Below are 16,385 nucleotides of genomic sequence, written 5' to 3'. Positions count from 1 at the left end.
GGTGGCGGGAATGACCATCAGCGATAAATTAAACAGATATGTAGGAAAATGTTTCTCATGACCTTTGCCGTATACATAATTTTTCAGGAGAAACCAATGCAAAAAATCTATTAATTCAAAAATTCACAACATTAATTTATTCTTTTAATTTTAATAAGATACAGCACACCTCCCACATTCAGTTCACGCTGACATCCATCAATATAATTAACTAAAGTTATTTCTGCTGGCGTCGATGAAAGGGTTAAGGCCCCTTCTCTTTTCCATTATCGCGTCCAGGCAGGTATCACTATGTTAAAAGCACTATCTATTCGTACTGGCTTATTGATTTTATTGACGTTAATGGCCTTTTTATTACTTAGCGTCAGCGCAATCGGGATTTTTGCCATTAATAAGAGCTATGAGTCGCTTAATGCCGTCAACCTGACACAGGGGATTCAGTTGGGCAACCTGGCAAGCAGTAATACCAACATGCAGCGAATTCGCGTCGCCGCCTCGCTCGCCGTGCGAAACATGGAAGTCAACAAGCCACAAGATGCGGCCGCAGCCGCAGGACGTTCGGCGCAATATGCCGATGCGGCGCAAGAAGATCTACAGCGTTTTTTCGCCGCGGCTAAAGGAACCGGACGAGGAGAAGAATTGGCGAATGAGATTAACCAGGCCTATCAGGAATATTTCGCGCAGGGTATTCAACCTATGCTGGATGCGCTGAATAAACAGGATATCCAGGAATACTACAGCTTAATTGAAAACCGCCTGCGTCCTTTAGGAACAAAATTCGATACCGCCAATAAAACGTTTTTCGAGTACGCCCAAAAGGCGGGATTGGAACAATTACAGACAGCCAGCAATGACAGAAAACAGATGCTGCTGATGATTGGGCTATGTTGCCTGCTGACATTTATTCTGATCTTGCTCGCCTGGATTGTATTGCGGAAAATGCTGCTTACGCCGCTCAATACGGCTATCCACCATCTGGAGTTCGTGTCTTCCGGCGATTTAACCCAAGAGGCGCCCGCGCCAAGCCGCAATGAACTGGGCCGGCTCAATGCAGCCTTGCAGACAATGCAGCAATCTCTGGCCGAATCCGTTATCCGCGTTCGTGATGCATGCCTGCAAATTGATGTAGGCAGCCGTGAACTGGCATTAGGCAATGACGATCTTTCTCGCCGTACGGAAATTTCCGCCTCATCGCTGGAACAAACCGCAGCCAGTATGGAACAACTGACCGCAACCGTTAAACACAATGCTGATAATGCGCAACAGGGTCATGAACTTGCCGAAAACGTCGCGAAGATAGCCAAACAGGGGAATCAGGTAGTACGAGACGCGATGGATAAAATGAAGGAGATTTCCCAAAGCGCCACGAGCATCGCCGGCATTCTTGGCGTCATTGATGGAATCGCATTTCAAACCAATATCCTGGCGTTAAATGCGGCGGTTGAAGCAGCTCGCGCCGGCGAACAAGGCCGCGGATTCGCCGTGGTCGCCAATGAAGTCAGGACGCTGGCGCAGCGCAGCGCCCAAGCGGCAAAAGAGATCCACGGACTGATAGCCGACTCCAACCGGCACGTTAGCGAAGGCTCTCAGCTCACGGCCAAAGCCGACGAAACCATGTCCGCGATTGCGGAGCAGATCATCAATATCAACGTGCTGATGAAAGAGATTTCCAATGCGTCTAAAGAGCAGAGTCACGGCATTGATCAGATCAACGTCGCGGTTAATCAGATGGAAGAGGTTGCCCAGCAAAACTCGGCTTTAGTGGAGGAATCCGCGACGGCGACCCGCTCCCTTGAGGAGCAGTCCCGGCAGTTAGTTATGGCTATGGCCGCGTTTAAGGTCGATGAACGGTCAGATTCCCCATTAAGCATTACCCAAGCCTAATCGCGCGATCTGTGGATGCGGGTTGTTCCGTTCGGTCAAAAACGGAACAACCCGCGCAGATTGAGCCCATCAAAAATGCAGCGCCCCTGTCATTCTGTTATTTGGATGCTGTTGCGCCCATTAGACTATCGTTTAATAGTTAATAACAATGAAAAACCAAGACATTGAAAGTCTATTTTTATTTAAATTGCGCTATAAATTTTTACGGCGTATTCAGAATATATAAATTAATATAAAAATCAGCGTGATAATACGTTAACTATTATTGTTCTTCGCTGCATGCAACTCTTTTCTGAGAGCAATGATCTCTTCCGCCAACTCACGACACAATGTTGCATTCATCAGGTGATCCTGCGCATGTACGATGATGAGGTCAAAATTGATTTTTCCATTATTGCCATTACCGCCAATAAATTCCGTCTGGATCGCCTGCGCCTTGCGAATAGCGATTGTCGCCATCTTTAATAGTTGGTTTACCTGCTCCCATTCCCCTTTACTGGAGGCGCGTAACGCCTCCATGGAACAGGAGCGGGCTTCACCAGACTTAACGATCAGCTCAATCATCCGTGTTTCTATATCCATTTTCGTTACCTCCGGTTTATTTATTTGGTCGTTTCCTGAAGTAAAAATCGCTGCTATTTCACCTTTTTATTTATCGGTCAGTCATAATCTCAATAAAATTAATGAGATAAATGAGGAATACCGAAAAACGCGATAGGAAAAATCAAGAAAGCCGGAATATATAGGAACAAACGGAACACGCTCACAGTAAAACATCCGTATTCACCGCTGTTCAGGCTGCTGAATATTGGGCGATAAAATCTTAATGTCAGTATAGTGCATTTAATTTGATATCAGGGAAAACACGCAGGACGGCAACGCCTTCCCCAATAGAAAGGCACCGCCTGTTTACATAAAAACATTGCGGCGCCCTGTTTGCGTTGTTAACTAGCCGTTAATATCAGTTGGAAATGTGCCGGTTGCAGGTTTTAACCCCCCACAGCCCCGCCAGCGCGCTGACAATCGCACCGATCAGCAAAGCAAAGAATGACCACAGCGCCGCATGAGCCAATACTGAAGCGGCGGCGGCGGCTTCCTCACGGGCCTGCTGTTTCAGCTCGGCATATTGCTGTTTCGCCTGTTCGATATTGGCCTCAATAGCATTCAACCGTTGATTAGCCACCTGGACAGTCTTGTTCTTGGCTTCAATCAGGTTATCGACGGTTTTATTAACCTCTTCTTGCGTCATGGAAGTGTTTTCGGACAACGCCTTGGTCAGGCTATTACGATCGACATCTTGCGATAATGCTTCGCCACGTTTTTTCAGTTTGTCGGTCAGAGTCTGAATAATCTCGTCGCTGCTTTTTGGGTTGATTGCGATCGCTTTTACCGCTTCGCCAATTTCCGCCTTGGCTCCTTCTAATTGTGTTTGTATAAATTCCGGCTGCAACGATGCAATATTGCTTTTGCGTAGCGCGGCCGCTACTTCGTTGCTCATCGCTTCAGGTTGCAACGTCGTGTCCAGGTTGAGGTTATCAAACGCTCTTCCGCCCATATTGGCGATCCCCTGTAGACCGCCGCCTACGGCAGAGCCCGCCCCAGAGATGACATTCCCGGTTAAGGACGCCACCGAACCCAAGGCATTACCCGTCGCTTTCATCGCGCCGCCCAACAGGGCGCTGCCGAGAACGGCGGCAACAATAAGCGCCGTCGCCCAGACAAGAAAGCCATGAATTAAACCATCCATTGCGGCCAGTCGGCCGGCGATAAACGCCCCTACGGCCAGGCTGATGATGATGGAAATGGCGGACCAAATCAGAACGGTGGTGCCAACCCCGTTAACCGGTTCATCGGATAGCGGGTCAACAACCGAAAACCCCAGACTGGTGCCAAGCGTAGACAGTAATAACGAAACCGCTAATACCGTTACGACACCGCCGATAATGCTCCCCCATGATATTTTTTTTGCCACCTGCAGCTCATTCGTAACGCTCATACCCCAACTCCTTTATATGCCACATTGCTTAAGCAATAAGCATGTTATGGAACAACAAAACATTAAAACAAGTGAAGTATAGTCGTTATTTAAAAAGAACAAGGGATGAGTAAAAAAGATAAAAAAATAAACAACAATATATGATAATACATACAATTATATTTCAATGACCAAGTCACGCCTCGTTATAATACGGGCATTTACTCACACCATAAACAGTAATCATTACTAATAAAAAAATCTAATAATGATTAGATTAATTTATTAAACTTTCAAATAACAATGTCGGACTAGGGCCGTTTAACGTCATGCCAGCCATTGAAAATGGCGGACGGCCTTGCTAACATGGCGCCGCGTGATCAACGCCTCCTCGTCCGCGGAAAGGGCTGCGCCCATGATCGATGAAACGGTATGCCTTATGGCTTTCCCTTTTCTGTCTGATTGGCGGACGCAGACCTTAGAAAAGGGGCGCAACGATGACAACATCCCAGCCTGCTGTATATTCCTCGCCATTTCGCATTAACCTTGAACAACAGCGTAAACGCGCAAAAACGTTACGTAACGCAATCCGGCAATCTCAGCCTGACGCTATCGCCCGTTTTCAACGCTACCATCCAGACCTAACGCCGGCACAGTTGGTCCAGGAGTATGGACAACTGAGCGATGCGCAATGGATCATCGCCCAAGAGTTGGGATTGCCAAGCTGGCCGAAACTGAAAGCGCATGTAGAAGCGATGGAACAGGCGAAATCGGCGATTAATACACGGCGTCATGCGCCGGATCGCGCGTTTTCCACCTTACATATCCGCTGCGGTTCCGACATTCAGCATGCTCTTCAACTGGCGGGTTTCAAAGGCGACTATCTGGCCTATAGCGATCCGTTTTGCCAGGGTCCGGTGCTTGCCGGTGATGACTGGCTGCAAAAACGCGTGGAATTTCTCGCCACGCACTATGCTTCCCGCATGGGGGTCGGCCTGCAACAGCTTCTACAACAGCGCGAACAGGAAGAACGTACGCTGCTATCCGCGGTCAATCACTACCAACGCATAGTGTTGTGGTTTGAACATGACAGCTACGATCAATTGATTCTGGCTCGCTGTCTGGCCCACTTCCACACCCACCCCGCCCCGCGGCTTGAGATGGTCACTGTCGATCGCTATCCGGGCAGCCGCCGCTTTCTCGGGCTCGGACAACTGCCCGCAGAGGCTTTGCTGTTGTTGTGGCAGGCGCGCCAGCCCGTTACCGATCGACAATGCCGCAAGGGTTATCAACTCTGGGAGCAACTTCGTTCAGACAATCCCGCGCCGCTGCTGTCTTTGGCCGACACCGCCGCGGACGACCTTCCCTTTTTTCCCCAGGCGCTGCGGCGCCATTGTCAGGAATTTCCCTGTGCAAGCAATGGATTAGGCTTGACCGAACAGTTGGTGCTGCGCTGCTTGTCTGAACGTCCCAGTACCAATAAGCAGATCTTTCATCGGCTGATGGAACAGTATGAACCGCTGCCCTGGCTGGGGGATATCATGCTGGATGAGATTATCGACGGCCTGCGGCTGGCGCCGAAACCGGCGCTCTCTCTGGATACGGCGTCAAATATCCTATCTCTGACGCCGGTTGGCCAAGCTCTGCTGGCGAACCGCCTGGATTGGATGCGGTGCCATCCTGCCGTCCGCTGGCTTGGCGGAGTGCGTATTGATGGCAGCCGCCCCTGCTGGCGCTGGCATTCGCAACGGCAGCTGCTGGTGCTGACCGCATAGCTTATGTCATGGCGGCAAGATAGACGGACTTTATGCAATACGAAAGATAACCGGCTGATTTGCCGCCATTCTTATGATTATATTTACGCAATGCCTGACAGCACGCCCAGCTTCTGACAAAATAGCGCCACTCCCTCCGTATTTAAAATTGATGGATCTCATCTCAGATGGCAGCAAAGATTATTGATGGTAAAACGATTGCGCAGCAGGTCAAAGACGAAGTCGCTGCACGGGTAAAACAACGTTTGGCAGAAGGGAAACGAGCGCCGGGTCTGGCAGTTATCCTGGTCGGTGAGAATCCCGCATCACAGATTTATGTCGCCAGCAAACGCAAAGTCTGCGAAGAAGTCGGTTTCATCTCACGTTCTTATGACTTACCCGCCACCACAACAGAGTCTGAGCTATTAGGCCTTATTGACCAGCTCAATGCGGATAACACGATTGACGGAATTCTGGTTCAGCTTCCTCTGCCTGACGGCATTGATAACACCAAAGTGATTGAACGCATCTCTCCCGATAAAGATGTCGATGGATTCCACCCGTATAATGTCGGACGTCTTTGTCAGCGCGCGCCGCGTTTACGCGCCTGCACGCCGCGTGGGATCGTCACGCTGCTGGAACGCTATGATATTGATACCTTTGGTTTGAATGCCGTGGTTGTCGGCGCATCCAATATCGTCGGCCGGCCCATGAGTCTGGAACTGCTGCTGGCTGGCTGCACCACCACCGTTACCCACCGTTTCACCAAAAACCTGCGTCACCACATTGAACACGCCGATCTGTTAGTCGTGGCCGTGGGTAAACCCGGTTTTATTCCCGGTGAATGGATCAAGCCGGGCGCGATTGTGATCGATGTCGGCATCAATCGCCTGGATAACGGCAAAGTCGTCGGCGACGTGGAATTCGAAACCGCTCAGGAAAGAGCCTCTTATATCAGCCCGGTACCAGGCGGCGTAGGACCGATGACGGTGGCGACCTTGATTCAAAACACCTTGCAGGCTTGCGAGGAATATCACGACAGCGTTACGCAGTAAGCGACGTTCAAAGTATAAAAATCAGGATATTATGGAAACTTTTCATCTCGACAATCATCCGCACGTCGAACTGTGCGATTTATTAAAGCTGCTGGGCTGGAGTGAAAGCGGCGCAGCCGCCAAAATGGCTATCGCCGCGGGAGCGGTCATCGTTGACGGGCAAAAAGAAACGCGCAAGCGCTGCAAAATCGTTGCCGGACAGAAAGTGCAATTTGACGGCGCGACGGTGGAAGTTATCGCCTGATAAGATGCTAAAGCATAACGTTGAATCCCCGCCGCAGCGGGGGAGCGGCGTTATGCGCTATATATTCCGCAATTCCGCCCTGGCCGTACAGAGGCACGCCGCGCAGGCCGGGGCTTACCGTCCGCCGTTGTTTGAGATGCCCGCCTGAGCGGGCGCGGCGAAGCCAAGGTTCGGAAATAGGAAAATCACTTACGGCGCCAGGTTGTTCCCTGCGGTCCATCTTCCAGAATAATGCCCATCTCATTGAGCCGATCGCGCGCGTCATCCGCCAACGCCCAATCTTTTGCCTGACGGGCGTCTTTACGCTGTTTAATCAGCCTTTCGATCTCTTTGACGTCGTCATCGTCCGCCTGCGCTCCGCTTTGCAGGAACAATTCGGGATCCTGCTCCAGCAAACCAAGCACTTTCGCCAGATTACGCAGCGCCGCCGCCAGTTGGTTAGCCGCATGCGGATCTTCCGACTTCAGGCGATTAACCTCACGCGCCATGTCGAACAGCACGGAATAGGCTTCCGGGGTATTGAAATCATCGTCCATCGCCTCACGGAAACGGGCTTCAAACGCTTCCCCGCCTTTCGCTTCCACGCTGCCGTCCGTACCGCGCAGCGCGGTGTATAAACGTTCCAGCGCCGACCGGGCCTGTTTGAGATTTTCTTCACTGTAGTTAAGCTGGCTGCGATAGTGGCCCGACATCAGGAAATAACGCACCGTTTCCGGATCGTAATACGCCAGAACATCCCGCACGGTGAAGAAGTTATTGAGGGACTTCGACATTTTTTCCCGATCGACCATCACCATGCCGGAGTGCATCCAATAGTTCACATATGGGCCGTCATGGGCGCAGGTGGATTGGGCGATTTCATTTTCATGGTGCGGGAACATCAGATCCGAACCACCGCCGTGAATATCAAAATGCTCGCCCAACTGCCTGCAGTTCATCGCGGAACATTCGATATGCCAGCCAGGACGCCCCTCGCCCCACGGAGAAGACCAGTGCGGTTCGCCGGGCTTGGACATCTTCCACAAAACGAAGTCCATTGGATTACGCTTAACTTCCGTAATCTCTACCCGGGCGCCGGCCTGCAGTTGGTTAAGATCCTGACGGGACAACACGCCATAACCCGGAGCGGTATCAACGGAAAACATAACGTCGCCGTTAGCAGCGACGTAGGCATGGCGGCGTTCAACCAGTTTTTCAACCAGTTCGATGATCTCCGCGATATGATGCGTAGCGCGCGGCTCGACATCCGGGCGCAGAATATTCAATGCATCAAAATCGGCGTGCATTTCCGCAATCATCCGGGTGGTCAGCCGCTCGCAGGTTTCACCATTTTCCGCCGCACGTTTGATAATTTTATCGTCAATATCAGTCACATTGCGCACGTATTTCAGCGAATATCCTAAATACCGTAAGTAGCGCGCCACCACGTCAAACGCCACAAAAGTACGCCCGTGGCCAATATGACACAGGTCATAAACGGTAATGCCGCACACATACATCCCCACATGACCAGCGTGGATAGGTTTGAATTCCTCTTTTTGGCGACTCAGCGTATTAAAAATCTTTAGCATCAGGGCATTCCATGGTATTCGCAGGATAGGTGAATCATTGTTCGCTGTATGCGTGAGCAACATCGATTTACTTGGGGTTTTGCACCCCTAACGGCGTATTGAAACCTGAACCCTGCGCTATTGCAAGACTGCGTCGGCGGAATAAGCGGATAATCGATAAGGAATAAGCATAAAGAGGCCCGGTATTATCCGGGCCTGGAACGAAACCGCAATAATTTGAAAAAAAACGCGATCAGCGCCAGCGAGGGTTGGACATCACGGAATATTTACCGCTGCCCAGGAAAGCGATGGCCAGACCGGCGAAGAAGAATACCGCTGCCGGTTCGGCGATCCATGCGCCGGTTTTAGTCAATAAGAATAAATTCGGTGTTGACAGATATGTGGCCGCCACCATCGTTAAAGAGAAAATCAGCGCGGCGGGACGGGTAAAAATCCCCAGGATCATCAGCACCGGCGTAATAACTTCGCCAATGTAGACGCCGTAACCGACGAAAGCGGGAATTCCGGCGGCCGTCAGCATGCTCTCTACGCCGCCAATGCCGCCATGTACCTTATGCCAGCCGTGAAACAACATTAAAATGCTAAAAGACAAACGAAGTAACAGCTTTCCGAAATCCGGCTTATCGAATACTCGATTGATACTGTCCAGCATAATTCACCTATCTATTTAGTGATAATTCAGGGTAATAAGAATCCTTCTCAGACTAATCCTGCTTACAACGAAAGAACAAGCTAATTATGGAAAATAGTGATCCGGTGCAATAAAAATGTCATTCGAATAAACAATATAACTTTATGATATATAATCAGTTTATTTGAATATTAGCTTTTCCTCGCTAATCGCCGCGATTTCACGGCATCTCATTCCTTCGGCGCGCCGATAAATTTCACCCGGCGATCCGGCCACGCCGGATAATTAGAAGAGCGGCTTGAAAGCTACGCCGCATACTGACTCAGCAGGCCAGTTATGTTATAAGTGCGCTCTTGATTGTTCATGCATTCTGTGAGCATCGTTCCTCATTACTATTATTACGCCTATGTAGGATTCATTATTATGATCACGTTTCATACAAACCATGGTGATATCGTCATCAACACTTTCGCAGACAAAGCGCCGGTTACCGTAGAAAACTTCCTGGATTACTGCCGCAGCGGCTTCTACGACAACACTATTTTCCACCGTGTTATCAATGGTTTTATGATCCAGGGCGGCGGTTTTGCACCGGGTATGCAGCAGAAAGCGACCAAAGCTGCAATTAAGAATGAAGCCAACAATGGCTTGAAAAATACCCGCGGCACGCTGGCCATGGCTCGCACTAACGATCCGCATTCCGCCACCGCGCAGTTCTTCATTAACGTTGTGGATAATGATTTCCTGAACTTCCGTTCCGAACGCGCCGACGGCTGGGGCTACTGCGTATTCGCCGAAGTCGTCGAAGGCATGGACGTCGTGGATAAAATCAAAGGCGTGGCTACGGGCCGCAGCGGTATGCATCAGGATGTGCCTAAAGAAGACGTCGTGATCAACTCCGTAACCGTTAGCGAATAATTGCAGTCGCATGGCGACACTCTTTATTGCCGACCTGCACTTAAATATTCATGAACCGGCGATTACCGCCGGTTTTCTGCGTTTTCTGCGCCATGAAGCCGTGCATGCGGACGCGCTATATATTCTGGGCGATCTGTTCGACGCCTGGATCGGCGACGACGACCCGCAACCACTGCATACGACCATCGCCAATGCCCTGCTGAAGCTACATCAGCAAGGCGTTCCCTGTTATTTCATACACGGTAACCGCGACTTTCTGCTCGGCCGGCGCTTCGCCAAACAAAGCGGCCTCACGCTGCTTCCCGAAGAGAAGGTTCTCGACCTGTACGGCCAGCGAATACTGATTTTGCATGGCGATACGCTATGTACTGACGATCTCGCCTATCAGAAATTCCGCCGCCGGGTTCACAACCCAATGATCCAGCGCCTTTTCCTTCTTTTACCGCTGGCTATCCGGCTCAGAATCGCCGCAAGCATGCGTTCAGCCAGTCAGCAGGCTAACCAGCATAAATCAATACGCATTATGGATGTCAATCCTGAACAGGTCATCGCGCGTTTGCGGCACTATCAGGTCAACACCATGATCCATGGACATACCCATCGTCCGGCCATTCATCAAATCGTCAGCGATGGCTTCAGCGCGCGGCGCGCGGTGCTGGGAGCCTGGCATCATGAAGGATCGATGATAAAAGTGACCGCCCAGGATATCGAACTGATTTCATTTCCATTCTAGCCATTTTCCCCGGTTATTTTAGCGCATGATTCGTTTTTCCAATCGACGCAACCGTTTTCCTCACCATAAGGTCGTGATATGCTCTACGCCCTCAAAGCCGGCCCCTGTTGGCAGCCAACGTCATTCGTCTGATATTTAACGTCGGGACGGGCGCCAGGGAATATCCGGCCGACGCGCCACCATCGACGTCACCATCATGTAAATCACAGGAGCTTTACAGGCATGTCATCCAACGTTGCCCCGGCAAAAATCGCCATCGTCATGGGTTCAAAGAGTGACTGGGCCACCATGCAGTTTGCTGCGGAAATCCTCACCACGCTGAATATCCCTTTTCATGTAGAGATCGTCTCCGCTCACCGGACGCCCGATAAACTATTCAGTTTCGCAGAACAGGCCGCACAGAACGGTTTTGACGTGATTATTGCGGGCGCGGGGGGCGCGGCGCATCTACCCGGCATGCTGGCGGCCAAAACGCTGGTTCCGGTATTGGGCGTGCCGGTACAAAGCGCTGCGTTAAGCGGCGTTGACAGCCTGTACTCCATTGTGCAAATGCCGCGCGGCGTTCCGGTCGGCACGCTGGCCATCGGTAAAGCCGGCGCCGCCAACGCGGCGCTGCTGGCGGCGCAGATCCTGGCGTTGCACGATCGCGCGCTCGCCGCCCGTTTGGCTGCGTGGCGGCAAAGCCAGACTGACGAAGTGCTTTCTCATCCTGATCCGCGGGAGGACGCATGAAACCGATTTGCGTTTTAGGCGACGGCCAGTTGGGAAGAATGTTGCGCCAGGCCGGAGAACCCCTGGGTATTGCGGTTTATCCCGTCGGGCTGAATGCGGAACCGGAATCGGTCCCGTTCCAGAACAGCGTGATTACCGCGGAAATTGAACGCTGGCCGGAAACCGCGCTGACGCGCGAGCTGGCGCAGCATACCGCATTCGTCAATCGTGATATTTTCCCGCGTCTGGCCGATCGTCTCACGCAAAAACAGCTGCTGGATTCCCTGAATCTGGCTACCGCGCCCTGGCAATTACTTGCCGATGCCAACGAGTGGCCGCAGATTTTTTCCCGGCTTGGCGAACTTGCCATCGTCAAACGCCGCGTCGGCGGTTACGACGGCCGGGGACAATGGCGTCTGCGCGACGGCGAGCAGCATACGCTTCCCGCGGACTGCTACGGCGAATGCATTGTCGAACAAGGCATCAATTTCTCCGGCGAAGTATCGCTGGTTGGCGCGCGCAACGTCCACGGCGACTGCGTATTCTATCCTCTGACGCATAATCTGCATCAAGACGGGATCCTGCGCGCCAGCGTCGCTTTGCCGCATCCGGCTCCGCAGTTGCAACAGCAGGCGGAACAAATGCTGTCGGCCATTATGAATGAACTGGGCTACGTTGGCGTAATGGCGATGGAGTGCTTCATTGTCGGCGATCGTCTGCTGATTAATGAACTCGCGCCACGCGTGCACAACAGCGGGCACTGGACGCAGAATGGCGCTTCTATCAGCCAGTTCGAACTACATCTGCGGGCAATATTGGATCTGCCAATGCCGGCTCCCGCGGTGGATGCCACGTCGGTGATGGTCAACCTGATCGGGACGGAGGTCAACATCGACTGGCTGTCTCTGCCGCTGGTGCGCCTGCACTGGTATGAAAAAGAGGTGCGTCCCGGACGCAAGGTTGGACATCTGAATTTACAGGCGCAGGATAGCGCTCAGCTACGGCAAACGTTACGGTCGCTGGCGGCAATGCTGACGGATGAATACCAACCCGGCTTAATCTGGGCGCAGAAGAAGTTATCGGCCTAACCGACCGGACATTATCTTGGTCAGGCATACGATGGCGTATGCCTGACCGGCCCCGGTAGTTTTAATAATCCGCCGTATAAAAAAAGTGACTTTCAGCGTGACATCTCTAAATTTGAGTTTACTATTTATTTCAGCTTACTTTCTGCCCATTAATATTTTGGCTATTTTTCATCCTTTCAACACTAATTAACGCATCATGAAAGAGCCATTAAAAATAATAAATTTAAAGTATCATTATTGATATTTTAAATTTTTACAAAACTCATCAAAATAATAGTTATTAATTCATTTGTGTGATCGCCTCAATATTATTTACCGAGCGTCGCGATATAGAATGCGGCCACAAAACAGTATGCCCCATCGACATATTTACATGTCCTGTTCATTTTTTATCCCTGTAACGGCAACTTGCCGGTACTGTATTTTTTATACACTGTGTTCACTAAGGAGAAACTAGCATGAGCACAATCCAAGATAGCAGCCAGGTATTAGAGCGAGCCTCGGGCTGGCGTAAAAGCGATACAGTCTGGATGTTAGGCCTATATGGCACGGCCATTGGCGCTGGTGTATTATTTTTACCGATAAATGCGGGCATTGGCGGTCTTATCCCATTAATAATTATGGCCATTATTGCTTTCCCAATGACCTATTATTCCCACCGCGCATTATGCCGTTTTGTATTATCAGGTAAAAAAGGCGGCGAAGATATCACCGAAGTCGTTGAAGAACATTTCGGCGTTGGCGCTGGTAAATTAATCACTCTGCTCTATTTTTTCGCAATTTATCCCATCTTGTTGGTTTACAGCGTGGCGATTACCAATACGGTGGATAGTTTTATTACTCACCAAATGCATTTGCCCTCACCGCCAAGAGCGCTGTTATCGCTAATATTAATTCTGGGATTAATGTTTATCGTCCGCTTCGGCGAAGCGATGATCGTCAAGGCAATGAGCATTCTGGTTTATCCTTTTGTCGCCGTTTTAATGATGCTGGCACTGTATTTAGTCCCGCACTGGAATACGTCCGTATTTGAAAATATCTCTTTATCCAATAACATAACCGGCAATGGTTTACTGGCGACATTATGGCTGGCGATCCCGGTAATGGTTTTCTCATTCAACCATTCGCCGATTATCTCCTCGTTTGCCGTCGCCAAGCGTAAAGAGTACGGCGAAGAAGCCGAGAAGAAATGCTCCCGCATTCTCTCTTATAGCCATATCATGATGGTCATTACCGTAATGTTCTTCGTGTTCAGCTGCGTGCTGAGCCTGTCTCCCGCCGAGCTGATGGAAGCGAAAGTACAGAACATCTCCATTCTCTCGTATCTGGCCAACCACTTTAATAACCCGATGATGGGCTACCTGGCGCCGATCATCGCCACCATCGCCATTTCAAAATCGTTCCTGGGCCACTATCTGGGCGCCAGCGAAGGTTTCAACGGCATGATTGTGAAATCGCTGCGCGGTAAAGGGAAAACCATATCCAACGGCAAACTGAACCGGCTCACCGCCCTGTTCATGCTGATCACCACCTGGATTGTGGCGACGCTGAACCCAAGCATTCTGGGCATGATTGAAACGCTGGGCGGCCCTATCATCGCCTGTCTGTTGTTCCTGATGCCGATGTACGCCATTCATAAAGTCCCGTCGATGAAAAAATACAGCGGCCATATCAGTAACGTATTCGTTACCATCATGGGGCTGATCGCTATCTCCGCTATCGTCTACAGCCTGTTTGGTTAATCCAGACAATCTCATTAGCCATCGATATCAACGCCAGTTCCGTACTGGCGTTTTTTAAAGGAAGTCGCTATGGTCAGCGTATTTGAAATTTTCAAAATTGGTATCGGCCCTTCCAGTTCACATACCGTTGGCCCGATGAAAGCTGGCAAAATGTTCACGGATGACCTGGTCAGTAAATCGCTTATTTCATCGGTCACAAGGCTCGCCGTCGATGTTTATGGTTCGCTGTCGTTGACGGGAAAAGGTCATCATACCGATATCGCCATCATGTTGGGACTGGCCGGCAATCTGCCGGACAGCGTCGACATTGACGCGATCCCCGCGTTTATTCAGCAGGTAAAAGACACCCGCAAGCTGCCGCTCCTGAATGGCCGGTACGAGGTGAGTTTCCCGTTGGAAAGCGCCCTGTGTTTTCAACCGGAAAATCTGCCGTTACATGAAAACGGCATGATCATCCGCGCCTATAATCATCAGGAGCTGCTTTACAGCAAAACCTATTACTCCATCGGCGGCGGATTCGTCGTCGATCAGGAGAATTTCGGCAAGACAAACGTGGAGGCCGAACGCGCGCCCTACCCGTTCTTCTCGGCGCAAAAGTTACTGCGTCATTGTCACGATAACTGTCTTTCAGTGTCGGCGATCGTCATGAAAAACGAAATAGCGATACACGGCCGGGAAGCGATAGAACACTATTTCGCCGAGGTTTGGCAGACGATGCAGAATGGCATTCATCGCGGCATGAACACCGAAGGCGTATTGCCCGGCCCGATGAGAGTGCCTCGCCGCGCCTCCGCCCTGCACCGTTTGTTATTCATTAACGATCGATTTTCCAGCGATCCCATGGACGCGATGGACTGGGTCAATATGTTTGCGATGGCGGTCGCGGAGGAAAACGCCGCGGGCGGACGCGTCGTCACCGCGCCGACCAACGGCGCCTGCGGCATCATTCCCGCCGTATTAGCTTACTACGACCATTTCATCCAGCCCGTTACGCCCGAATCTTATCTGCGCTATTTTTTAGCCGCCGGCGCCATCGGCCTGCTATATAAAATGAACGCCTCCATTTCCGGCGCCGAAGTCGGCTGTCAGGGGGAAGTCGGCGTGGCGTGTTCGATGGCCGCGGCCGGTCTGGCCGAGTTACTTGGCGCCAACCCGGAACAGGTCTGTATCGCAGCGGAAATCGGGATGGAACACAATTTGGGGCTGACATGCGATCCGGTCGCCGGTCAGGTTCAGGTTCCCTGCATCGAACGTAACGCCATCGCGTCGGTAAAAGCGATTAACGCGGCCCGTATGGCGATGCGCCGCACCAGCGAACCGCGCGTTTCATTAGATAAGGTCATTGAAACGATGTATGAAACCGGTAAGGATATGAACGCCAAATATCGTGAAACATCGCGGGGGGGATTGGCCATCAAGGTCGTGTTATGTGAATAATAACCAATTAGTATTTAAAAAACTTTTCATAATTATTTAAATGAATCAGGATAACGAAATTTATATCTGATTATTCAGGTGCCGTTTTATCAAACGCCGGTTAATGCTTTTATTAAATCATTAACCGGTGTCTTGTAAAAAGGAAATAAAACAGATAAGAAATTCATAATAAAAAATCAAAAGCGCGCTGATATATATAACTATTTTTTTCCGTTATCCGGCAAAGACCAAACAATATTATTTTCAGCGGCGGAAATATACCAGTCAACCGTGCTGGCCGTTTTTTCTTTCATCGCTTCATGCTTACGGACTGTTTTTGCAGGGAAAGAAGCTGCTTTCTTACGGATCCGCAGCGGCGTATGTTTCTTCTCGCCGCTTATCTGGGCATTAAAGGATTCAACCTCGGCGTCAAATAAAATACCTTCCAATTGATGCAGGCGATTAAGTCCACGCAAAATGCATAATAAACTGCTGAGCGTTATCGATTCGCCCATTTCCGCGCGTTTAATCGTCGCGACGCCTAAACCGGCCCGCTCTGCGAGATCAACCTGCGATAAACGTTGCTGGATGCGAGCATCTTTTATTCTTCGGCAAAGTTCGGTAATAATTTCGCCTTCACTCATGGTATTAAATCTCATGTTA

General features: G+C 50.6%; 15 protein-coding genes. 10 read left to right on the top strand and 5 right to left on the bottom strand.

The features are described 5' to 3' along the window. Positions 1–291 precede the first annotated feature (291 nt). On the top strand, positions 292–1,884 hold the full coding sequence (locus HC231_RS06770; RefSeq protein WP_208230298.1) for a methyl-accepting chemotaxis protein: 1,593 nt from the start codon (positions 292–294) through the stop codon (positions 1,882–1,884). A gap of 255 nt (positions 1,885–2,139) precedes the next feature. Here the strand turns inward: HC231_RS06770 and HC231_RS06765 are convergent, their stop codons facing one another. Both HC231_RS06765 and HC231_RS06760 read right to left on the bottom strand, forming a co-directional pair. Continuing rightward, on the bottom strand, positions 2,140–2,466 hold the full coding sequence (locus HC231_RS06765) for a PTS lactose/cellobiose transporter subunit IIA (protein WP_208230297.1): 327 nt from the start codon (positions 2,464–2,466) through the stop codon (positions 2,140–2,142). Between the two features lie 379 nt (positions 2,467–2,845). Further along, positions 2,846–3,880 (bottom strand): CAP-Gly protein, encoded by a 1,035-nt coding sequence (locus HC231_RS06760; protein ID WP_208230296.1) that lies wholly within the window; start codon positions 3,878–3,880, stop codon positions 2,846–2,848. Between the two features lie 476 nt (positions 3,881–4,356). On the opposite strand from HC231_RS06760, the gene HC231_RS06755 reads away from it, so the two are divergent. From HC231_RS06755 to ybcJ, 3 genes are all read left to right on the top strand, one after another. Continuing rightward, entirely contained in the window at positions 4,357–5,634 is a 1,278-nt protein-coding gene (locus HC231_RS06755) for a DUF1835 domain-containing protein (RefSeq protein WP_208230295.1), read from the top strand. Between the two features lie 167 nt (positions 5,635–5,801). After that, a complete protein-coding gene (gene folD, locus HC231_RS06750; RefSeq protein ID WP_208230294.1) occupies positions 5,802–6,668 on the top strand; it encodes a bifunctional methylenetetrahydrofolate dehydrogenase/methenyltetrahydrofolate cyclohydrolase FolD in 867 nt (288 codons plus the stop codon). A gap of 31 nt (positions 6,669–6,699) precedes the next feature. Then, entirely contained in the window at positions 6,700–6,912 is a 213-nt protein-coding gene (gene ybcJ / locus HC231_RS06745) for a ribosome-associated protein YbcJ (RefSeq protein WP_208230293.1), read from the top strand. Positions 6,913–7,097: 185 nt separating this feature from the next. Here the strand turns inward: ybcJ and cysS are convergent, their stop codons facing one another. Both cysS and HC231_RS06735 read right to left on the bottom strand, forming a co-directional pair. Next, positions 7,098–8,483, bottom strand: coding sequence for a cysteine--tRNA ligase (cysS, locus tag HC231_RS06740; RefSeq protein ID WP_208230292.1), 1,386 nt, complete (start codon positions 8,481–8,483; stop codon positions 7,098–7,100). 232 nt (positions 8,484–8,715) lie between these two features. Next, positions 8,716–9,135, bottom strand: a complete 420-nt coding sequence (locus tag HC231_RS06735; protein WP_208230291.1) for a DoxX family protein — start codon at positions 9,133–9,135, stop codon at positions 8,716–8,718. Positions 9,136–9,537: 402 nt separating this feature from the next. Between HC231_RS06735 and ppiB the strand changes: the two genes are divergently transcribed. The 6 genes from ppiB to HC231_RS06705 all read left to right on the top strand — a co-directional run bounded on the left by ppiB (position 9,538) and on the right by HC231_RS06705 (position 15,743). Then, positions 9,538–10,032 carry a peptidylprolyl isomerase B gene (gene ppiB / locus HC231_RS06730; RefSeq protein WP_208230290.1) on the top strand — a complete coding sequence of 165 codons (495 nt, stop codon included), beginning with the start codon at positions 9,538–9,540 and terminating at the stop codon, positions 10,030–10,032. A 10-nt stretch (positions 10,033–10,042) separates the two neighbouring features. Continuing rightward, positions 10,043–10,765 (top strand): UDP-2,3-diacylglucosamine diphosphatase, encoded by a 723-nt coding sequence (gene lpxH, locus HC231_RS06725; RefSeq protein ID WP_208230289.1) that lies wholly within the window; start codon positions 10,043–10,045, stop codon positions 10,763–10,765. Positions 10,766–10,987: 222 nt separating this feature from the next. Further along, on the top strand, positions 10,988–11,497 hold the full coding sequence (gene purE, locus HC231_RS06720; protein WP_208230288.1) for a 5-(carboxyamino)imidazole ribonucleotide mutase: 510 nt from the start codon (positions 10,988–10,990) through the stop codon (positions 11,495–11,497). After that, on the top strand, positions 11,494–12,564 hold the full coding sequence (purK, locus tag HC231_RS06715; protein ID WP_208230287.1) for a 5-(carboxyamino)imidazole ribonucleotide synthase: 1,071 nt from the start codon (positions 11,494–11,496) through the stop codon (positions 12,562–12,564). Before purE ends, purK begins: the two co-directional genes overlap by 4 nt. 458 nt (positions 12,565–13,022) lie before the next feature. Next, positions 13,023–14,306 carry an HAAAP family serine/threonine permease gene (locus HC231_RS06710; RefSeq protein WP_208230286.1) on the top strand — a complete coding sequence of 428 codons (1,284 nt, stop codon included), beginning with the start codon at positions 13,023–13,025 and terminating at the stop codon, positions 14,304–14,306. A gap of 69 nt (positions 14,307–14,375) precedes the next feature. Then, positions 14,376–15,743 (top strand): L-serine ammonia-lyase, encoded by a 1,368-nt coding sequence (locus HC231_RS06705; RefSeq protein ID WP_208230285.1) that lies wholly within the window; start codon positions 14,376–14,378, stop codon positions 15,741–15,743. 200 nt (positions 15,744–15,943) lie between these two features. Here the strand turns inward: HC231_RS06705 and HC231_RS06700 are convergent, their stop codons facing one another. After that, positions 15,944–16,381 (bottom strand): helix-turn-helix domain-containing protein, encoded by a 438-nt coding sequence (locus HC231_RS06700; protein WP_208230284.1) that lies wholly within the window; start codon positions 16,379–16,381, stop codon positions 15,944–15,946. Between the last annotated feature and the right edge of the window lie 4 nt (positions 16,382–16,385).

This window comes from Brenneria izadpanahii (assembly GCF_017569925.1).
Taxonomy (GTDB): domain Bacteria; phylum Pseudomonadota; class Gammaproteobacteria; order Enterobacterales; family Enterobacteriaceae; genus Brenneria; species Brenneria izadpanahii.
The sequence above is the reverse complement of the archived record's forward strand: the minus strand, read 5'-3'. Positions and strand labels throughout refer to the sequence as shown.